Genomic DNA, 19,966 nt, shown 5'->3' on the forward strand with positions numbered 1-19,966 from the left:
TACCTACACGTTTTCACGCTAGGTTCAAGGGTTTCATGTATGATGATGTAGTTGTGTAAGCATTGTAATAGATTTTATTGTATTCATAATACTTACTCCCTTTCTCCTCTGATTTTCACATAGTATATAACAGTTAATTTTGAATGTAAATACATTTTTAATATTCCGTCACTTTTTTTAATGTAAAGTCACTTTTCTTTCATACTCTTTTATTTCTTGTTCATATTGCATTGTAATACTAATTTCATCTAAACCATTCAATAACTTCTCTTTCCACATTTTCTCGATTGTAAAATGGAATCTGTGCATATTCGTTATAATTATTTCATTTTCTAAATCAACTGTGATTTGTTCCCTCGCATCTGTTTTTGCAAGTTGTTCACGCATATCTTTGTTCATTACAATCGGTAACATGCCATTCTTCATACAATTCATATAAAAGATATCGGCAAATCCTCCAGCGATAATAACGCGGAAACCATAATCAGCAAGCGCCCATGGAGCATGTTCTCTAGACGAGCCACATCCAAAATTATCACCTGTGATTAATATGCTGGCTCCTTTTCTTTCTTGCGCATTAAGCGGGAAATTAGGGTTTTCTTGGCGATTATTATCATATCGCCACTCATCAAATAAAAACTTCCCAAACCCAGTTCTTTCAATTCTCTTTAAATATTGCTTCGGAATAATTTGATCTGTATCAATGTTATCATTCATCAGTACTGCGGCAGTACCTTTATGAATACGAAATGGCTCCATCATAACTCTCCTTTCTAATATCAACAAAATGACCATGTAACGCAGCCGCTGCCGCCATTGCCGGGCTAACTAAATGCGTTCGTGCTCCCTTTCCTTGTCTTCCTTCAAAATTGCGATTTGACGTAGAGGCACAATGTTCTCCTTCAGGCACTTGATCTGGATTCATACCTAGACACATTGAGCATCCGGGCTCTCTCCATTCAAATCCAGCTTCTTCAAATATGCGATGTAATCCTTTATGCATCGCTGCTTCTCTTACCCTTTGGGATCCAGGTACAACAAGTGCTCGCACACCTTCTTTTACTTTTTTACCTTTCACGACAGATGCAGCAATTTCTAAATCAGAAAGCCTAGAATTTGTACAAGATCCAATGAAAACATGTTGAACTGGAATGTCATACGTACTTTGTCCGGGACTCAACCCCATATAAGAAAACGCTCTTTCGTCATTTGCATCATGCTTTTCTGGCAATTTCTCATCAATCCGAACACCCATACTAGGATTTGTTCCCCATGTAACGTACGGCGCTAAATCCGTAACATCTACTAGAATATGTAAATCATAAGCTGCATCTAAATCTGTATAAAGTTCTGACCATTTTTCCTTAATAGATTCATAGTCTTTCGGCGCATATTTACGTCCTTTTACGTAAGCAACCGTTTTTTCATCTGGTGCAATAATGCCAGCCTTCGCTCCCCCTTCAATTGCCATATTGCAAAGCGTCATCCTCTCTTCCATATCCATAACATGAATGGCCTCTCCGTAAAATTCCATTACGTAACCTGTTCCAACTGCTACTCCGTACTTTGAAAGGAGATGTAAAATAATATCTTTCGCATAAACACCTTGCGGTAACTTTCCTTTTAACTCAATGCCCATCGCTTTCGGCTTTCGTTGCCATAACGTTTGCGTTGCCAATACATGTTCCACTTCACTCGTACCAATACCAAACGCTAGTGCGCCAAAAGCACCGTGTGTTGCTGTATGACTATCACCACAAACAATCGTTTTCCCTGGCTGTGTGAGTCCAAGTTCTGGTCCTATAACATGAACGATCCCTTGCTCTTCATCTCCGATATCCGCTAATGGCACCTGAAATTGTTTACAGTTTTCCCGAAGTGTATCTAGTTGCTGCTTCGCAATGCGATCGGTAATATTCCAAACATCTTTCGTTGGAATATTATGATCCATCGTTGCAAATGTTAAATCTGGTCTGCGGACTGTTCGATTTGTAAGCCGCAAGCCTTCAAAGGCTTGCGGTGACGTTACTTCATGAACAAGATGTAGATCGATATATAATAAATCCAATCCATTTTCATTTGTCGCAACTACATGTCTTTCCCAAAGCTTATCTAGTAACCTTTTCCCCATTATCTTCCTCTCCCTACTAACGCTTGCTCTTCCATTTCTTGAATAACTGCCTTTGTAAATGAAGTTGTCGTTTCAGTCCCCCCGATATCTGCTGTACATTTTCCAGATTTAAGGACTGCAGAAACTGCTTCTTCAATTACACATCCTTCTCTCGTTAATCCGAACGATTGCCCAAGCATCATTGCAACAGAACGCATCATCGCAATTGGATTCGCCTTATTTCTCCCCGCAATATCCGGTGCTGATCCGTGAATAGGCTCGTATAATGAAGGCCCCTTTTCAGCGTGACTTGCTGATGGAAGCATTCCTAATGATCCAGCTAATACTGAAGCCTCATCACTTAAAATATCACCAAATAAATTTTCCGTTACAATAACGTCAAATCTTCCTGGATTCCGAATTAATTCCATAGCCGCTGCATCTACTAAAATGTGTTCTACTTCCACATTTGGGTAGCGAAGTGCTACTTCTTCTGTCACATTTCTCCATAGTTTACTAGACTCTAAAACATTCGCTTTATCAATAGATGTTACTTTTTTCTTCCGCTTATTTGCTAATTGAAAGGCATACGAAACGATACGTTCAATTTCATGTCGATGATACGTAAGTGTATCTGTCGCCACTTCTTCCGTTCGCTCTTTCGGATAAGAAAAATAAATTCCGCCTGTTAATTCACGAACGACAACGAAATCAATTTCATCAGCATTTTTTAATGGTGATAAATGTGCAGTTGCACTTTCTACCGTTACAGGGCGAACATTCGCAAATACACCGAGTCCTTTTCTTAATGCTAATAATCCTTTCTCAGGCCTTTCTTTCGCACTATCCCACCTTGGTCCACCTACTGCTCCAAGTAAAACCGCATCACTCGCTAAACAGGCGGCAAGTGTTCGCTGTGGTAATGGTTGCCCAGTTAAATCGATAGCAACACCACCAAAGTACTCATCTTGCAAATGAAAATGATGTCCATATAGCCTTTCTACCATATGCAATACTTCCTTCGCACTTTCCATAACTTCTGGACCAACACCATCACCAGCTAAACAAACGATACGTTTTTCCATTTTTAACACTCCTTTTAACTGAATTTTCAGAACCTTAATTTGATAGGTGAGGAAAGCTTCTCTCACCTATCAAATATTTATTTCACAAGCGCTATAAGAGATTTTAATTTCCCTGCTGCATGGACATAAGCTCTCGCCGACGCTTCCAATACGTCTTGCGCAACTCCAAAACCTGATATTTGGTGACTACCTTCTTTTAATTCAACATGAACGTGAGCAAGTGCATCTTGACCTTGTGTAATAGATTGTATGCGATAATCTGCCAATTCACATTCTAATCCTAAAATTCTTTGAATCGCATTGTATATCGCTTCAATACTACCAGAACCAGTGGCTGCATCTTCATATACATTTCCTTCCTCATCCTTCAGCACAACTGTTGCGCATTGTGTACTATTTGATACGAAATGCACTTGTAATTGCGTAATGTTATATTGCTGGGCTGCAAATGCTGCTTCACCAAGCATAATTGCGCGTAAATCTTCCTCAGTAATTTCCTTTTTACGATCCGCCAATTTTTTAAATGCTTCGAATGCCGCATCTCGCTCTTCATTTGTAAATTCATAACCAAGCTCTTTCATTTTTTCCGTAAACGCATGACGGCCAGAATGTTTCCCAAGTACAAAGAGATTTTGAGATTCTCCTATAAGCGCTGGTTCGATAATTTCATAAGTTGTTACTTCTTTTAGAACCCCATCTTGGTGGATGCCTGATTCATGAGCAAATGCATTCGCTCCAACGATTGCTTTATTTTTCGGTACAACCATACCCGTTAACCTGCTTACTAATGTACTCGTTGCCTTAATCTCTTTTAAAGTCATCGAAGGTTCTGCTTTATAAAAATCTTTTCTAATATGAAGAGCAACCGCAACTTCTTCTAACGCTGCATTCCCTGCTCTTTCTCCAATGCCATTAATCGTTCCTTCTACTTGCAATGCTCCGCCTTCAACCGCAGCTAACGAATTTGCTACTGCCATACCAAGATCGTCGTGACAATGACAAGAAAAAATCGCTTTTTCATATGATGGAACGGATTCTTGTAAGTATTTAAAAAGAGAATAATATTCTTCCGGATTCGTATATCCAACTGTATCCGGAATATTAATTACATTCGCTCCTGCGCGAATCGCAGTTTCTACTGCTTCAGCTAAAAATGCTCTCGATGTTCTTGTCGCATCTTCTGCAGAAAATTGTACTGTCGGAAATAATGATTTTCCAAGCGTAACCGAACGATGAATACTATTTAACACATCTTCTTTTGACATACAAAGTTTATATTTCATATGAATATCACTCGTAGCTAGAAATACGTGTAGACGAGGAGATACAGCACCTTTCACAGCTTCATATGCTCTTCGAATGTCACTTTCTTTCGCTCTAGCTAAACTCATAACCGTAGCATTTTGAATTGTATTCGCGATGCGTTTTACCGATTGGAAGTCACCTTCGGAAGCTGCCGCGAATCCAGCTTCCATTACATGAATACCAAGCCTCTCTAATTGCCTAGCAATTTGTAACTTCTCTTGTTCATTTAAATTTACTCCTGGTGATTGTTCGCCATCACGAAGCGTTGTATCCATGAACAAAATCTGCTTCATATTATTTAATCCCTACCTTTACTCGCGGCTGTACGAAAGGCATCATTTCACGTAATTTACGTCCTACTACTTCGATTTCATGTTCATTCTCTTTCTCATTTGTCGCGTGGAAATTTGGTCTTCCTGCTTGATGCTCTGCAATCCAGCCTCTTGCAAATGTACCATCTTGAATTTCTGCTAATACTGCCCCCATCGCTTTCTTCGTATCTTCAGTAACAACACGTGGTCCTGATACGAAGTCTCCCCACTGCGCTGTATCTGAAACTGAATATCTCATATTTTCAAGTCCACCTTCATACATAAGGTCAACGATTAGCTTCAGTTCATGTAAACATTCAAAATATGCAAGTTCAGGCTGGTATCCCGCATCAACTAACGTTTCAAATCCTGCTTTTACAAGTGCAGTCACTCCGCCGCAGAGTACAGCTTGCTCTCCAAATAAATCTGTTTCTGTTTCTTCTTTAAACGTCGTTTCTAATACACCAGCTCTCGTTGCTCCAATTCCGTCAGCATAAGAAAGTGCTTTTTCAGTCGCAACTCCTGTTGCATCTTGATATACTGCAAATAATGCAGGAACAGCCCCTCCCTCGGCGAACGTACGGCGTACGAGATGCCCCGGTCCTTTTGGTGCTACTAGAAATACATCTACATTAGCTGGTGGTTTTACTTGATCAAAGTGAACATTAAATCCATGTGCGAACACGAGAGAGTTTCCAGCCTGTAAATTTGGTGCAATTTCAGCTTCATATACTTCTGGTTGTAATTCATCAGGTAATAGAATCATTACTACATCAGCTTTTTCCGCTGCTTCTGCTACTGTATATACAGAAAACCCATCTTCATTCGCTTTATCCCAAGACTTACCTTTTCTTAAACCTACTACTACATCAAATCCGTTATCACGTAAATTTTGCGCATGCGCATGACCTTGCGAGCCATATCCGATGATTGCTACTTTCTTTTCCTTTAATACATTTACTGTTACATCTTTCTCATAATAAACTTTTGCCATTTTCATTTCCCCCTATATTTAAATGATTATTGAATTAACATAACTTGCTTATCTTGTTTTTTCATACTACGTGTAAATGCTGTTACACCTGTTCTAGCAATTTCTTTTAAACCGTATGGACGAAGTAATTCAATTAACGCTTCTACTTTATCTTGCGTACCTGTTACTTGCACAACTATGGAATCCTTCCCAACATCTATTACAGCGGCTCGAAATGGTTCAATTAAACTATATAATTCTGCCCTCGCTACAGAAGTTGCTACTTTAATAAGAGCAAGCTCTCTAGCAATCATTGCTTCTTCTGTAATATCTGATACTTTCAGAACATCGATTTGCTTATGCAGTTGTTTAATTAACTGCTCAACTTGCTGTTCACTTTCAACGTGTACAACAATCGTCATTCGCGATATATCTGATGATTCTGTATGACCTACTGAAATACTTTCAATATTAAAATGTCTTCGTGTCATAACCCCTGTAATTCTGTTTAACACACCACTTTGATTTCGAACTGTCGCTGTAACAATTCTCTTCACCCTTTTTCCACTCCCTCCATTTGGTGAACACCTTTTCCTGGTGCAACCATCGGCATAACCTTCTCTGATTGAAGTACACGACAATCGATTACGACTGGCTCTTGTAATTCGATCGCATGCTGGATTTGCTTCTTTGCAAGAAGTGGATCGTCAATACGAACACCTTTTATACCATACGCATTCGCAAGAGCGACGAAATCTGGTTGGCATGGCAATAAAGAATGTGAATATCTTTGATTGTAAAATTCATCTTGCCATTGTCTTACCATTCCTAAAGCTTCATTATTTAAAATAAATACTTTAACGGGTAAAGCGTGTTCTTTTAATACACTTAATTCTTGCAGAGTCATTTGAAACCCAGCATCACCAACAATTGCAATAACTAGTTCATCTCGCTTTGCAATTTGCGCACCGATTGCTGCTGGAAATCCGAACCCCATCGTTCCTAATCCGCCAGAAGTTACCCATTTATCTGGATTTTTCAACGGATAGTATTGTGCTGCCCACATTTGATGTTGCCCAACGTCTGTTGTTACAATCGCTTCTCCTTTCGTGATTTCATATAGCATATCAATCGCGTATTGAGGTTTAATACTTTCAGAATTTCGTTTATAAGAGAATGGATACTTTTCTTTTCTACTCTTTAATAAAGAGAGCCATTCATGATGATTTTCTTTCTTTCCTTCTGATTGAAGCAATACTTCTAACGCCTGCTTAGCACTTGCAACAATAGGAATTTCAGTCGGCACATTTTTCCCGATTTCTGCTGGATCAATATCGATATGTGCAACAATCGCCCCTTTAGCAAAAAAAGCTAAATTCCCAGTAAGACGATCGTCAAATCTCGCACCTATATTAATGAGTAAGTCGCATTCATATAACGCCATATTGGCTGTGTAAGAACCGTGCATTCCCCCCATCCCTAGAAATAGCCCATCATCTGGCGGAAAACCACCAAGTCCAAGTAACGTATGCACAACAGGGATTTCATATTTACGGGCAAAACTTGTCAATTCTTTCGAAGCTTTCGCATGCAGTATACCTGCTCCAGCTAAAATTAACGGTTTTTTTGCGGTTTCAATTGCTTGTAGTAATTTGTTTATTTGAAGTAGATTCGGTTCATAATTAGGGTTATATCCTGGTAAATCCATTTGTACATTGCTACATCGCTCACCTTTCTCGACTACCATATCTTTCGGAAGGTCAATAACGACTGGTCCTGGTCTTCCTGTTTTAGCAATATGAAATGCTTCTTTAATAATTCGAGGTAAATCTGAGGCCTTTCGCACTTGATAGTTATGTTTTGTCACTGGCATCGTAAGTCCCATAATATCCGCCTCTTGAAAAGCATCGCTCCCAATTAGCGTTGTTGCTACTTGGCCTGTAAATACAACAAGTGGCAATGAATCAATCATCGCATCCGCTAGACCCGTAATTACATTTGTAGCACCTGGTCCACTTGTTGCAATTACAACCCCTGGGTTCCCTGTAATTCTGGCATACCCTTCAGCAGCGTGAATTGCCCCTTGCTCATGCCTTGTTAAAATATGCGGAATTTCACAATCATACAGTGCATCATAGAGAGGTAAAACGGCACCACCCGGATAACCGAAAATCACTTTTACGCCTTCCTTTTCTAGCGCTTCTAACAATAGCTGTGCACCAGTTGCCAGTTTCTCTTCCGTTTTTGAAGACATTGTTCTTATAAGCCCCCTTTTTTAAACTTTTATACAATAAAAAAATCCTACGTCCACACTCCAGCTATGTGCTGAAGGGACGAAAGATTTCGCGGTACCACCCTTCTTTGCAAGAATACTCTTGCCTCAGTGATCCATAAATGGATCTAGCTAATAACGGAGCTACCGTCTAAGCCTAGACAAATGCTTTAGCTTAGCACTCAAGGGCGATGTTCGTCGACGTGAACCATCGGTTTTCAGCAACCACCGACTCTCTGTGAGGCTTCACAATCAACTACTCCTCCCTATCAACGCTTTCTTATGTTAAAAAAGTTGTTATCCAACTTTATTTTCTTCGTAAATTTTCTCTCCATCTTCTACAACTAACTTACGAAACTCTTCTAATAAACGGTTCGTATGTGGACCTGTTTGCCCTAAGCCAATCGTTCTACCATCTACTGTCGTAACAGCAATAACTTCAGCAGCTGTTCCTGTTAAAAACACTTCATCAGCTACATATACATCATGTCTTGTAAATAACTCTTCTCTTACGTCATATCCAAGTTTTTCGCCGATTTCTAAAATGGCGTTTCGTGTAATACCTTCTAACGCTCCAGCAGAACTTGGTGGTGTAATTAATTTATTTCCTTTAACAATAAACACGTTATCTCCTGAGCCTTCAGCTACATATCCTTGATCATTTAACATAAGTGCTTCTTGTACTCCAGCTAATTTCGCTTCAATACGAACTAAAATATTGTTTAAGTAATTTAAAGATTTTACTTGAGGGGATAAAACATCGGGACGATTTCGGCGCGTTGCAACTGTTACAACTGGAATCCCTTTCTCATAATATTCTTGTGGGAATAAAGATAATTGTTCTGCAATTACTACTACATTCGGCTTCTTACATGAATCGGGATCCAATCCAAGATTTCCTGCTCCTCTTGATACAACAAGGCGAATGTATCCATTAGATAATTTATTTTGTCGAATCGTCTCAACAACAATATTTGTTACTTCATCTAATGAATATGGAATTTCTAAAAGGATTGATTTTGCTGATTCATACAACCGGACAAGATGCTCTCTCAAACGGAAAACATTACCGCTATAAACTCTAATTCCTTCAAACACTCCATCGCCATATAAATAGCCATGATCATATACTGAAACTTTTGCCTCATCTTTTGGAACAAATTCTCCATTTAAGAAAATCCATTGCTCATTCACTAGAAGCGCCTCCTATGTTCTATGAATTTTTTATTGTTTCCTAGTTTACTCTCCTTTCTAAATAAATCAAGTGAATTTTTAGAAAATTTATAATTTTTAATCGTACGTACTTCTTTATTTATATTGATTTAATAACATTGTTAACGTTTACAAAAAGTCAAAAAATTTTTTTCGCCAATTTCCACTAAAAAAATATTTGTTTAAAAGAAGGATTTTCATCAATTGATACGAATCTATTGTATTCAATAAACGGACGTCCGATTTTATAAATCCGGGAATATATAACGACTTTTGCTGAAAAAGGGGGAAAATAACAAAAATAGCGCTGTCTAAAAATAACATTCATATTTTTCATTTCGTAATCATAATCCTATTTTTAAAAAACAATTTGTCAAAATGAAGGAGGAAATAAATATGGCGTGTGTACAAATTAAAGGAACGAGACAAGAGGTAGTAGAAATGCTGCAATTATTTGATCTAATGGATACGAAAGGTTTTTGTAAATTCGATAATTACGTAGAGGTAGAACCAAATACGCAAGAACATAATCATTTTATTGCTTCAATCGACATCCATTCAAATACTTCTTCTGCCCAAGATACATTAAACGATCAATTCGTTAGTCAAATGCTTACTGGCGTATATAACGACTAAACAAAGATTTAATTCCTACCGTCTTTTCATAAATGCAGTGAACTTGAGCATACTAGCAATTAGATGGTAGGAGGTGAGAATTATGGCTAGAATTGGCGTTGAAAACTCATTAACAGACGTTCAACAAGCTCTTCAGCAACAAGGGCATGAAGTTGTTACACTTAACTCAGAACAGGATGCACAAGGGTGTGATTGTTGCGTTGTAACTGGGCAAGATTCTAATGTGATGGGCATTGCAGATGCATCAATTAAAGGATCAGTCATTACAGCTCACGGTTTAACAACGGATGAAATTTGTCAACAAGTTGAAAGTCGCACTTAAAAAATGAAAGAGGACTCCTTTTAAAAGGAGTCCTCTTTTTTATATTCACCTAACGGGAAAGTAACATATACTGGATGAAAGCCCTACCTCTCTCTCATCATTACGGTTCCACTGACCGCTCCTTGATTCACTAGTATACATATATAGCTTACAAATACAATTTATAGGGTTTGTTCACAAAAGTTGTTGATAAAATTACCCGATCTTTCGCAAACTTTTCGTATTGCATTCATAAGAGATATTTACTTTACACTAGCTGTAACCGAGACACGAATTAAAATTATAACACCAATACAATATCTTGTCAATATTTTTCCGCAAATTAAAAACAGACATTAACGGTTTGTCTGTTTTAGAATGGAGCTTTTTCTTTTATTACATATACAACAAAGCCGCTTACTAACATAAATAAGCCAACTACTAAGTTTTTGATATTAATCATAAATTCCTCTCCCTTATTCCACACATCATATATATTTACATTTCAATTATTCCGATCATCCTAAAGCGCACTTTTTCTAATATATCATAATTCCTAAAAAATGCAAGTTTACTTTTGACGACCATTCACAAATTTATCTACAGTGCTTGGTACAGTATTTAAAGCCTTTTCAATTAAATGTGTACTGCTGTTGAGATGTAATACTTGCACCCCATTAGAACCAACTACTAAAAAAGCTACTGGACTAATAGAAACCCCAGCCCCGCTTCCTCCTCCAAATGGATGCCCTTGCTTGTTCTCTTTATGCTGATTTTGCCCACCGTTATGTTTTTCAGTAATGAAACCCCCTTTAAAATCACTTCCACCAGCTCCAAAACCAAAAGCCACTTGAGATACTGTTAATACAACATTTCCGTCAGCTGTTGAAACCGGGCTCCCAACAATTGTATTTACATCTACCATCTCTTTTAAATTTGTCATTGCCGTTTTCATTAAATTTTCAATTGGATGTTCCATTATGTATTGCACCCTTTCCTCATTATTCCTTTTTATACTTTCCAAAATAGAGGAAGTCATACTAACTTTTCCTATTTCAAGAAAACATTTTCCTCCTTTTAATAGATATTACTGCCCGTTAATGCGGGATAAAAAAGAAAAAGAGATACATACTACTATTGAACCTTGTTATGAAAGGAGCCATGACTTTGACTGAGAAATTTGATGATTATAAAAGAAGAGATAGAATAGATAGTGATTATAGTGACTATAAAGAAGAGTATGCCGCTGAGGTTGCACCACAACGCATTGATTATGATTACGATGATAAAGACGATAAAGATGTTGTAAAATCGTCCGCTGCTGGATCAACTGCTGGTTTTATCGCTCTTGCGCTATCTATCTTATCGCTATTTACATTCCCAACACTATTTGGTCTTGTTTCTGTTTTACTCGGTATTTACGCTTATAATCGCGGAGCTACTGTAACTGGCGGTATCGCTGCAGTTGTCGGTGGGATTGCTGCACTTATCGCAATTTTATTCCGAGTAGCACTTATTGGTTTATTGTTCTCCCTTTTCTAAAAAAGAAAAAGGTATCTCGCTTAACGCGGGATACCTTATCCTGTAAACACATCTTCCGATGGATATTTTATTTTTTGTTTTGCTGGTCGCGCTAAAGAGAACACAAGTGTTAATGGTCCAATTAATCCGCAGAACATAACAAACATAATAATACATTTTCCGAATGCCGATAGCTTTGCAGTAATTCCCATCGTTAATCCGACTGTACCAAACGCTGATATTGTCTCAAATAATAATTGAATAAAGCTGAAGTTTTCTGTAAGCATTAATATAAATACCGCTGCAAAAATAAGTATTTGACTGGCAACAGCAATCGCTAAGGCCCTCGTTACTGTCGACATTTTAATTGTACGCTGAAATAAAACAATTTCCTCCTTTTTTCTAAAGAAAGAAAGGACAGATGTAATTAAGATAACAAACGTTGTTAATTTAATTCCTCCACCTGTTGATACACTTCCTGCACCAATAAACATTAAAATCATCGTAAATAATATAGATGATTCTTCCATACCTCCATAGTCAACCGTATTAAATCCAGCTGTCCGCGGGGTAATACCTTGAAAGAAGGAAGCCCATAGTTTTTCATTTAAAGATAAATTCCCTAACGTCTTCACATTATTATATTCCAATACAAAAATTACAATCATTGCTATAACATTTAGCACTACTGTTCCAATAATCATTATTTTTGAGTGAAGTGATAATTTTCGAAAACTGCGACTATACCATATATCAATTAATACGGTAAAACCGAGTCCACCTATTACAATTAAAGAGCAAATCCCAATATTAATAATGGGATCTCCTACATATCTTGTTAAATTATCTGGCCATAAAGCAAAGCCTGCATTATTATAAGATGCAATTACATGAAAAATACTATAGTATAAACCTTTTCCAAAACCAAACTCTGGAATAAAGCGAAACGATAAAAAGATGACCCCAATAAGCTCAATACAAATCGAAAATATAAAGACACGCTTTACTAATTTTACAAGACCACCTATATTTGTTTGATTAAACGCTTCTCCAATTAATAAACGATGGCGTAATCCGATTTTTTTGCCTAATACCCAAACAATTAAAATGGCAATTGTCATAAGACCTAGACCACCTGTTTGAATTAAAAACATAATAACAATTTCGCCAAACATCGTAAATGTACTTGCTGTATCCACTACTCCCAAACCAGTTACGGTCGCTGCTGACGTTGCTGTAAAGAAAGCATCTACCCAACTAATATGTGCTTTCGTTGCGAATGGTAACTTTAATAACAAACCGCCAACCACAATTAAGCAGAAAAAACCTAACGCTAATATTTGTGGTGGGTTTAATCGTATAAGACGATTATACAGCCCTTGTTTTTTTGTTACTTCCATATCACTAACTCCCTTATTAAAGTGAAGCTTTCCCCTCATAAATAAAAAGCTTTTTAAAAGCCCTTAAAGAATTGGGACAAACCTTATATCCTTATAATATAGTTGAGCATAATCCTTTTTTTCATAGATTACAACTTTTATTTATATTCAGACTTCTTTTTCTTTTATGCTGGAAAACTATATATCCTAACTCAATATTGCTAGCAATAACAATTTCATATGTACTATTTTTCAAATCCCCATATCTTTCACTCTATGTTCACATAGAGGTCACATTCACCTTTTATAGTATATGTATCGGAGCTGTTCCTCCCTAATTTATAAGACATTCCCCAGTGTCTTTGAATAGCTTCCATCCCTAATTAAATTGACATAAATTGTCCCCTTCCCTTGACCATCTTATATGTGATGGTCTTATTTTTTTGTCTTTCTATCTTTTATTTAAAACTTCCTATCTCTTTCACTCTATGTTCACACAGAGGTCACATCCACCTTTTATAGTATATATATCGAAGCTGTTCCTCCCTAATTTATAAGACATTCCCCAGTGTCTTTGAATAGCTTCCATCCCTAATTAAATTGACATAAATTGTCCCCTTCCCTTGACCATCTTATGTGATGGTCTTATTTTTTTGTCTTTCTATCTTTTATTTAAAACTTCCTCTCTCCTTCACTCTATGTTCACACAGAGGTCACATCTACCTTTTATAGTATATGTATCGAAGTTGTTCCTCCCTAATTTATAAGACATTCCCCAGTGTCTTTGAACAGCTTCCATCCCTAATTAAATTGACATAAATTGTCCCCTTCCTTGACCATCTTATAAATGATGGTCTTATTTTTTTGTCTTTCTATCTTTTATTTAAAACTCCCTCTCTCTTTCACCCTATGTTCACATGAGAGTCACACCTATCTTTTATAGTATATGTATCGAAGTTGTTCCTCCCTAATTTATAAGACATTCCCCAGTGTCTTAAAGCAACTTCCATCCCTAATTAAATTGACATAAATTGTCCCCTTCCCTTGACCATCCTATGTGATGGTCTATTTTATTTTCCAAACACAAAATCAATCTATCTGTACTTAAATAAAAACCTAAAAATTCAGAAAATATTGTCAAATTAGGTATTTTTTCGGTATAATTACTTTAGGAAGGAATTTCGCAAAAACAAAAGGGGGGATTTTATTGAAACAAACAAAAGCAATCTTAATCGCATTATTTCTAGGTCTAGTTGTTGGACTCACTCTAAATTTAGCCGCTCCATCTATCTTTGAGCCACTAAATCAATATGTGTTCAACCCAATTGGTCAATTGTTTATTAGACTTATTAAAATGCTAGTTGTTCCTGTTGTGTTCATTTCTATCGTACTTGGTGCTGCCGGCCTTGGAGATCCGAAACAACTTGGAAGAATCGGTTTAAAATCAATTTCATTCTTTCTCGTAACAACTGCGGTTGCCATCTCTATAGCGGTTACATTTGCACTTATTATAAAACCAGGAGCTGGCGGTAATTTTAAAACAGAAGGTCTTAAGTATGAAGGTGCAAAAACTGAAACATCTTTCGTCGACACATTGCTAAATATCGTACCAGATAACCCAGCAAAAGCGATGGCTGACGGAAACATGTTACAAATCATTGCCTTTGCCGTATTGATTGGACTCGGTATAGCTATTTTAGGAAAACGAGTTCAAGGTATCCATTCATTACTTGAACAGGGCAACGAATTAATGATGTATCTCGTTAATCTCGTTATGAAATTAGCCCCAATTGGAACATTCGGTTTGCTCGCTTCATCCGTTGGTAAAATGGGGCTTGCAGGCGTCGCTGCGATGTTCAAGTATATGATTGTCGTTATGTTAGTACTCATTATTCACGGGGTCTTTGTATATGGTGGCTTATTAAAGGTATTAGCAAAAGAAAGTATTGTTCGTTTCTTTAAACATTTCGGACCAGTAATGGCAATTGGATTTAGTACATCTAGCTCTAATGCATCGCTTCCATTTGCAATGAAAACAGCACAAGATAAGCTTGGCGTTCCAAAAGCGATAAGCTCATTTGTACAACCACTAGGGGCAACTATTAATATGGATGGTACTGCCATTATGCAAGGGGTAGCAACTGTATTTATCGCTCAAGTATACGGAGTTGAACTTACATTACCGCAATTAGCTATGGTCGTATTAACCGCTGTACTAGCTAGTATCGGTACTGCTGGTGTACCAGGTGTTGGACTTGTAATGCTTACAATGGTTTTAAATCAAGTAAATCTACCAGTAGAAGGTATCGCTTTAATTATCGGTATTGACCGTATTCTAGATATGTCTAGAACAGCTGTAAACATTTCTGGGGATGCAATTTGCGCAATGATTGTCGCAAAATCAGAAGAAAAATATAATACTGATCAATCGGCAGCATCGTAAATCAAAAAAGGAGTGAATATATTCACTCCTTTTTTGATTTACTCCCTTTTTTAGAACGATATTCTTTCCCTTTATTATCATTACCAGTTTCAAATTCAGTGCTAAATTCCTGATTAAACTGGCCGGACTTTGGTGATCCTTGATTACCGCTCCCTTTACTACCGTTACGATTCGTCATATTTCTCCCTCCCTTCCTTGTATTAGTAGTATGGCGCTCTATCTTTTTTCATACACATTTTATTTTTTAACATCTATTACACACGAAAGAAGACCTTCCATATATAAGGAAGATCTTCTCTTTCATCACGTAAGCGTTTTCTTGTTTATAATCACTTAAATAAGTTTTTTGGAAATCGAAATCATTACATTCATTTCATCTTCTGAAAGTGTAGAGAATCTTTCTTGTAAATATTGTTTTTTCGCATCTTCCATTTTCGCAACTAAATCTTTCCCTTGTTCTGTAATCTCTAAATACACAACTCGGCGATCTGATGTAGAACGTGAACGAGTTACAAAACCTTTATTAATTAATTTTTCTGTAACAGCTGTAATATGACTATTCGACACATTTAATTCATTTGCTACACGCGATACCATTTCTTTATTCGTACGATTTAATATTCTCAGGACGATGAATTCATTCCACGGTATGTAACCACCGAATATTTTTCCGATATCATTACGCAATGTGCGAAACATAGCAAACACATTTGTCGATAGTTCTTCCATTAATTGCTCTCGATTTTGAGACAACTTTGACAGCTCCTTTTATTTCATTTAGTTAAATAAAAACCTTATTAATAATTTTACATGAAATCTTACTTTTTGTCACCTTATTTTCCCATAATTCGTAGTTTTTTAATATGTATTTCATGATAAAATGAAGTTAACTTCCAGAAAAAGGGGGTATTTTAATGCATGAGGAGGAGAAATTCTCAAATCTCAGCCTAAAAGATAAAACGATTATCATTAGTATTATCGCTCTTTTTCTCATTATAATTTTTGCATTTATATTTTTTGTATATGTAGGAATCTTTCAAATTACAGGTATAGAGTATAGTTCACGTACTGCGTTACTTCTCTTTTTTTTATTAATCACTTTCTTAGACAGTATTACATTTTTCATCTTCAGTTTCTTCAAAGCGCTGCTATATCCACTGACACAAAACATGCCAAATTGGATTTCTATTACTCTTTTCTCATTCATTGAAATTACACTAGATTGGTTCGTCATTCATACTGCTGATGATTGGATAGAAAGCGTACAAATGTCCAACATAGCTGAATTATGTGTCGTACTATTCTTTTTCCTCTTAAATAAATTATTAAGTGACGAGAAAGAGTAAGAATACAAGCTTTTCTATATAAAAATTGGTACAATGAAAGCAAATCTTACTAAAGAGGTGTTAATTATGAACTTACAACAATGGGCTGATAAAGGTATGTCCTTTGATACATATGTGAATGAAATGCAAGTAAACCAATACGAGCTACTACACATTTACAATAACTTTTTAATTCCAAATGAATTACTTCCTGTATTAGAAGAACGTCAAAATGACGGCTGGCGTGTTATCGTATTAACTGCTGATTGGTGTGGCGATGCTCTTTTATGCGTACCTGTTATGAAACGAATTTCTGAAGTTGCAAATATTGAAATGAGTTTATTAATTCGCGACGAAAACTTAGAATTAATGGATCAATATTTAACAAATGGAACAGCACGTGCGATTCCAATCTTTATTTTCATTGATAAAGATGGAAATGAACAAGCCGTCTTTGGACCACGCGCTCCAAAAGTACAAGAATTAGTAACTTCAATGCGCGCTACATTACCTGAAAAAGAAGATCCAACATTCGAAGAAAAACAAAAAGAAATGTATGCTAATTTCCGTGCTACATTAGCTGATGATACTTCTCTTTGGGAGCATGTAATGGAAAATATGGTGAAAAAAATAGTAAAATAAAAAAAAATGCCGAGCAAAAAACCTGCCGAGCTCGGCAGGTTTTTTTATTACATAATGAAGAAATAGAATACCGCAGCTAAAATGAAACGATAATAAGCGAACGGTGTTAGTTTCACACGAGATAATAATTTCAAGAATGAAACAATTGCAAGCATCGCAACAACGAATGCAGTTACAAATCCTGTTACAAATAGCGTTATATCTGCTGAGCTTAATACATCCCAGCTTTTAATTAAATCTAATCCACTTGCAGCTACCATCATCGGTACCGCTAAAATGAACGTATATTCAGCTGCCGCTGTATGCGACACGCGAGCTAATAAACCACCACTGATTGTAGAACCAGAACGAGAGAATCCTGGCCAAAGAGCTAAACATTGAAACATTCCAATTGTAAATGCCTGTTTATATGTGATTTCATCTAACGTTCTTGCTGTACTTGGTTTTGAAAACTTCTCAGCAACAATCATTAAAATACCACCGGCTACTAAGCTAATAACAACTGGTCCTGGACCAAATAAAACCTCTTTAATAGTGCTATGGAATAATACGCCAAGTATCCCGGCAGGAATCATCCCGATAATAATATGTAATAAATTTAACGATGGTCCGTCTGTTACTTTACCTATTCCAACTAACGACCATAGACGCTTCCAAAATATAACAACAACTGCTAAAATCGATCCCAATTGGATAACAACTTCAAAAACTTTCGCTCTCTCATCGTCAAATCCAATTAAATGTCCTGTTAAAATCATATGTCCTGTTGATGATACTGGTAGAAACTCTGTTAACCCTTCAACAGCACCCATGATTAAACCAATTAACCAATCAGCCACAAGTAGTGCCTCCTTAATAACAAATAATATGTAATTTTTTCACACCTTATCATAATACCTTATCCCTTTTCAAAGTGCATCCTTTTTTTATTGGTTTCATATGTTGTAGGCGCGTATTTCTTTTCTAATCTTTGATTAAATTGTATGATAGTAAGAGTTTGTTTTTTTATATGGAAAGGGGATTTTATGAAAGAAACTACTTCATTTTCACAAAAGTTAAAGCAATTTGTATTACTATTTTTTCCGATTTTCGTAACGCAAATGTCATTATTTGCGATGAGTTTTTTTGATACAACAATGTCAGGACATGCAAGTCCAACTGATTTAGCAGGTGTTGCAATTGGAACAAGTATATGGCTTCCAGTTAGTACGGGATTAACAGGAATTTTAATGGCTACTACTCCCATTGTTGCACAGCTTGTCGGATCCAAGAAAAAAAAGGACGTTCCCCACGTTGTCATACAAGCAGTTTATTTAGCAATTTGTGCTAGCTTCGTTGTTATCCTCATCGGTTCCTTCGTCGTTTCACCTATTTTAAACGGCATGCGCTTAGAAGAACCTGTGGAACGAATTGCAGCTCAATTTTTAAGTATTATCGCAATAGGAATTATACCTTTATTCACTTACACTGTTTTACGTGGATTTATTGATGCATTAGGAAAAACTCGAACAACGATGATTATTACATTACTATCATTACCAATTAACGTAATATTAAATTACCTATTAATTTTTGGTAACTTCGGTTTCCCAAAGCTTGGTGGTGTCGGAGCAGCAATTGCTTCCACTGCAACATATTGGTGCATTTTAATTATTACAGTCATTATTATTCAGACGAAAGAGCCTTTTGCCTCTTTCAACATTTTCAAACAATTATATCGCCCTTCTCTTTCTAGTTGGACAGCATTCTTAAAGCTTGGCGTTCCTATCGGATTTGCTATCTTTTTTGAAACGAGTATTTTTGCTGCGGTAACGCTCATGATGAGTAATTTTAGTACGACAACTATTGCAGCTCACCAAGCAGCTATGAACTTTGCTTCCTTGTTATATATGACTCCGCTCAGTTTAGCAATGGCAATGACTATTGCAGTCGGATTCGAAGTTGGAGCAAAACGTTACGATAATGCAAAACAATACGGACTGATTGGAATTGGATTAGCCCTTGCCTTTGCTTTATTATATTCGATTCTTCTCTACTTCTTTGATAATCAAATTGCTTCTATTTATACGACAGATGCAAAAGTTCATCATTTAGCAAAAGAATTTCTTATCTTTGCGATTTTATTTCAAATTTCAGATGCAATTGCAACCCCTGTACAAGGAGCTCTGCGTGGTTATAAAGATGTAAATGTTGCTCTAATTATGACTTTAATTGCTTATTGGATAATAGGTCTACCACTAGGTTACATATTAGCAACATATACAGAATGGGCCGCAAAAGGTTATTGGATCGGTCTTATTATCGGTCTAGCATTTGGCGCTGCCTTCCTACTTATCCGTCTCTTTCAAGTACAACGAAAATATACAACACAAAACAGCCGCTAATAATAAAGCGGCTGTTTTCTTTATGCATATTTTTTCTTGTAACGTATAATATAATGAAAAAGAAAGG

At 36.6% G+C, this 19,966-nt stretch carries 21 protein-coding genes and 1 other annotated feature; of the genes, 7 read left to right on the forward strand and 14 right to left on the reverse strand.

The features are described 5' to 3' along the window. Positions 1–177 precede the first annotated feature (177 nt). The 8 genes from leuD to ilvE all read right to left on the reverse strand — a co-directional run bounded on the left by leuD (position 178) and on the right by ilvE (position 9,250). A complete protein-coding gene (gene leuD, locus DN400_RS15810) occupies positions 178–759 on the reverse strand; it encodes a 3-isopropylmalate dehydratase small subunit (protein ID WP_000433192.1) in 582 nt (193 codons plus the stop codon). Continuing rightward, complete coding sequence (gene leuC, locus DN400_RS15815) at positions 737–2,131, reverse strand: 3-isopropylmalate dehydratase large subunit (RefSeq protein WP_000518105.1); 1,395 nt, start codon at positions 2,129–2,131, stop codon at positions 737–739. Before leuC ends, leuD begins: the two co-directional genes overlap by 23 nt. Then, positions 2,131–3,195, reverse strand: a complete 1,065-nt coding sequence (leuB, locus tag DN400_RS15820) for a 3-isopropylmalate dehydrogenase (protein WP_065228505.1) — start codon at positions 3,193–3,195, stop codon at positions 2,131–2,133. The genes leuC and leuB overlap by 1 nt, the downstream gene beginning before the upstream one ends. A 77-nt stretch (positions 3,196–3,272) precedes the next feature. Beyond that, the gene (gene leuA, locus DN400_RS15825) at positions 3,273–4,793 is read right to left on the reverse strand and encodes a 2-isopropylmalate synthase (protein ID WP_000809593.1); all 1,521 of its coding nucleotides are present in this window, start codon (positions 4,791–4,793) and stop codon (positions 3,273–3,275) included. A gap of 1 nt (position 4,794) precedes the next feature. Then, a complete protein-coding gene (ilvC, locus tag DN400_RS15830) occupies positions 4,795–5,805 on the reverse strand; it encodes a ketol-acid reductoisomerase (RefSeq protein ID WP_001151742.1) in 1,011 nt (336 codons plus the stop codon). Between the two features lie 26 nt (positions 5,806–5,831). Beyond that, a complete protein-coding gene (ilvN, locus tag DN400_RS15835) occupies positions 5,832–6,341 on the reverse strand; it encodes an acetolactate synthase small subunit (RefSeq protein ID WP_000822952.1) in 510 nt (169 codons plus the stop codon). Beyond that, on the reverse strand, positions 6,338–8,038 hold the full coding sequence (gene ilvB / locus DN400_RS15840; RefSeq protein WP_000095866.1) for an acetolactate synthase large subunit: 1,701 nt from the start codon (positions 8,036–8,038) through the stop codon (positions 6,338–6,340). Before ilvB ends, ilvN begins: the two co-directional genes overlap by 4 nt. 72 nt (positions 8,039–8,110) lie before the next feature. After that, positions 8,111–8,338 (reverse strand) — a binding site (T-box leader). Positions 8,339–8,353: 15 nt separating this feature from the next. Further along, positions 8,354–9,250: a branched-chain-amino-acid transaminase gene (ilvE, locus tag DN400_RS15845; RefSeq protein ID WP_001005486.1), complete on the reverse strand. Its 897-nt coding sequence runs from the start codon at positions 9,248–9,250 to the stop codon at positions 8,354–8,356. 414 nt (positions 9,251–9,664) lie between these two features. On the opposite strand from ilvE, the gene DN400_RS15850 reads away from it, so the two are divergent. Both DN400_RS15850 and DN400_RS15855 read left to right on the forward strand, forming a co-directional pair. Beyond that, the gene (locus DN400_RS15850; RefSeq protein WP_000752514.1) at positions 9,665–9,904 is read left to right on the forward strand and encodes a DUF3911 family protein; all 240 of its coding nucleotides are present in this window, start codon (positions 9,665–9,667) and stop codon (positions 9,902–9,904) included. An 82-nt stretch (positions 9,905–9,986) separates the two neighbouring features. Next, the gene (locus DN400_RS15855) at positions 9,987–10,226 is read left to right on the forward strand and encodes a YkuS family protein (protein WP_000101021.1); all 240 of its coding nucleotides are present in this window, start codon (positions 9,987–9,989) and stop codon (positions 10,224–10,226) included. Positions 10,227–10,578: 352 nt separating this feature from the next. Here DN400_RS15855 and DN400_RS15860 read toward each other — a convergent pair whose 3' ends face one another. Beyond that, the gene (locus DN400_RS15860; protein ID WP_000608227.1) at positions 10,579–10,668 is read right to left on the reverse strand and encodes a hypothetical protein; all 90 of its coding nucleotides are present in this window, start codon (positions 10,666–10,668) and stop codon (positions 10,579–10,581) included. Between the two features lie 108 nt (positions 10,669–10,776). Then, positions 10,777–11,244, reverse strand: a complete 468-nt coding sequence (gene ytfJ, locus DN400_RS15865; protein ID WP_002093915.1) for a GerW family sporulation protein — start codon at positions 11,242–11,244, stop codon at positions 10,777–10,779. Between the two features lie 128 nt (positions 11,245–11,372). Here ytfJ and DN400_RS15870 point away from each other — a divergent pair, with 128 nt between their 5' ends. Then, positions 11,373–11,747 carry a hypothetical protein gene (locus tag DN400_RS15870; protein WP_000136546.1) on the forward strand — a complete coding sequence of 125 codons (375 nt, stop codon included), beginning with the start codon at positions 11,373–11,375 and terminating at the stop codon, positions 11,745–11,747. A 35-nt stretch (positions 11,748–11,782) separates the two neighbouring features. Here the strand turns inward: DN400_RS15870 and DN400_RS15875 are convergent, their stop codons facing one another. After that, complete coding sequence (locus tag DN400_RS15875; RefSeq protein WP_000454115.1) at positions 11,783–13,126, reverse strand: TrkH family potassium uptake protein; 1,344 nt, start codon at positions 13,124–13,126, stop codon at positions 11,783–11,785. Positions 13,127–14,312: 1,186 nt separating this feature from the next. Between DN400_RS15875 and DN400_RS15880 the strand changes: the two genes are divergently transcribed. After that, positions 14,313–15,548: a dicarboxylate/amino acid:cation symporter gene (locus DN400_RS15880; RefSeq protein ID WP_000814809.1), complete on the forward strand. Its 1,236-nt coding sequence runs from the start codon at positions 14,313–14,315 to the stop codon at positions 15,546–15,548. A gap of 22 nt (positions 15,549–15,570) precedes the next feature. Here DN400_RS15880 and DN400_RS15885 read toward each other — a convergent pair whose 3' ends face one another. Beyond that, positions 15,571–15,726: a hypothetical protein gene (locus tag DN400_RS15885; RefSeq protein WP_000184928.1), complete on the reverse strand. Its 156-nt coding sequence runs from the start codon at positions 15,724–15,726 to the stop codon at positions 15,571–15,573. A 155-nt stretch (positions 15,727–15,881) separates the two neighbouring features. Then, positions 15,882–16,301: a MarR family winged helix-turn-helix transcriptional regulator gene (locus tag DN400_RS15890; RefSeq protein ID WP_000081434.1), complete on the reverse strand. Its 420-nt coding sequence runs from the start codon at positions 16,299–16,301 to the stop codon at positions 15,882–15,884. A 161-nt stretch (positions 16,302–16,462) separates the two neighbouring features. Here DN400_RS15890 and DN400_RS15895 point away from each other — a divergent pair, with 161 nt between their 5' ends. Both DN400_RS15895 and DN400_RS15900 read left to right on the forward strand, forming a co-directional pair. Beyond that, positions 16,463–16,894, forward strand: coding sequence for a YrvL family regulatory protein (locus tag DN400_RS15895; RefSeq protein ID WP_000544072.1), 432 nt, complete (start codon positions 16,463–16,465; stop codon positions 16,892–16,894). Between the two features lie 33 nt (positions 16,895–16,927). After that, positions 16,928–17,515, forward strand: coding sequence for a thioredoxin family protein (locus DN400_RS15900; protein ID WP_072939643.1), 588 nt, complete (start codon positions 16,928–16,930; stop codon positions 17,513–17,515). A 47-nt stretch (positions 17,516–17,562) separates the two neighbouring features. Here DN400_RS15900 and uppP read toward each other — a convergent pair whose 3' ends face one another. Next, entirely contained in the window at positions 17,563–18,354 is a 792-nt protein-coding gene (uppP, locus tag DN400_RS15905; RefSeq protein WP_000796253.1) for a bacitracin resistance undecaprenyl-diphosphatase, read from the reverse strand. A gap of 186 nt (positions 18,355–18,540) precedes the next feature. On the opposite strand from uppP, the gene DN400_RS15910 reads away from it, so the two are divergent. Continuing rightward, the gene (locus DN400_RS15910) at positions 18,541–19,899 is read left to right on the forward strand and encodes an MATE family efflux transporter (protein WP_147801743.1); all 1,359 of its coding nucleotides are present in this window, start codon (positions 18,541–18,543) and stop codon (positions 19,897–19,899) included. The last annotated feature ends 67 nt before the right edge of the window (positions 19,900–19,966 follow it).

This window comes from Bacillus sp. AR8-1, from assembly GCF_008042345.1.
Lineage (GTDB): Bacteria > Bacillota > Bacilli > Bacillales > Bacillaceae_G > Bacillus_A > Bacillus_A cereus.

Bases quoted from the DNA above. Each gene is read 5' to 3' on its own strand.
- leuD (WP_000433192.1), bottom strand. From the start codon at position 759: ATGGAGCCATTTCGTATTCATAAAGGTACTGCCGCAGTACTGATGAAT.
- leuC (WP_000518105.1), bottom strand. From the start codon at position 2,131: ATGGGGAAAAGGTTACTAGATAAGCTTTGGGAAAGACATGTAGTTGCG.
- leuB (WP_065228505.1), bottom strand. From the start codon at position 3,195: ATGGAAAAACGTATCGTTTGTTTAGCTGGTGATGGTGTTGGTCCAGAA.
- leuA (WP_000809593.1), bottom strand. From the start codon at position 4,793: ATGAAGCAGATTTTGTTCATGGATACAACGCTTCGTGATGGCGAACAA.
- ilvC (WP_001151742.1), bottom strand. From the start codon at position 5,805: ATGGCAAAAGTTTATTATGAGAAAGATGTAACAGTAAATGTATTAAAG.
- ilvB (WP_000095866.1), bottom strand. From the start codon at position 8,038: ATGTCTTCAAAAACGGAAGAGAAACTGGCAACTGGTGCACAGCTATTG.
- DN400_RS15850 (WP_000752514.1), top strand. From the start codon at position 9,665: ATGGCGTGTGTACAAATTAAAGGAACGAGACAAGAGGTAGTAGAAATG.
- DN400_RS15855 (WP_000101021.1), top strand. From the start codon at position 9,987: ATGGCTAGAATTGGCGTTGAAAACTCATTAACAGACGTTCAACAAGCT.
- DN400_RS15860 (WP_000608227.1), bottom strand. From the start codon at position 10,668: ATGATTAATATCAAAAACTTAGTAGTTGGCTTATTTATGTTAGTAAGC.
- ytfJ (WP_002093915.1), bottom strand. From the start codon at position 11,244: ATGACTTCCTCTATTTTGGAAAGTATAAAAAGGAATAATGAGGAAAGG.
- DN400_RS15875 (WP_000454115.1), bottom strand. From the start codon at position 13,126: ATGGAAGTAACAAAAAAACAAGGGCTGTATAATCGTCTTATACGATTA.
- DN400_RS15885 (WP_000184928.1), bottom strand. From the start codon at position 15,726: ATGACGAATCGTAACGGTAGTAAAGGGAGCGGTAATCAAGGATCACCA.
- DN400_RS15895 (WP_000544072.1), top strand. From the start codon at position 16,463: ATGCATGAGGAGGAGAAATTCTCAAATCTCAGCCTAAAAGATAAAACG.
- DN400_RS15900 (WP_072939643.1), top strand. From the start codon at position 16,928: ATGAAAGCAAATCTTACTAAAGAGGTGTTAATTATGAACTTACAACAA.
- DN400_RS15910 (WP_147801743.1), top strand. From the start codon at position 18,541: ATGAAAGAAACTACTTCATTTTCACAAAAGTTAAAGCAATTTGTATTA.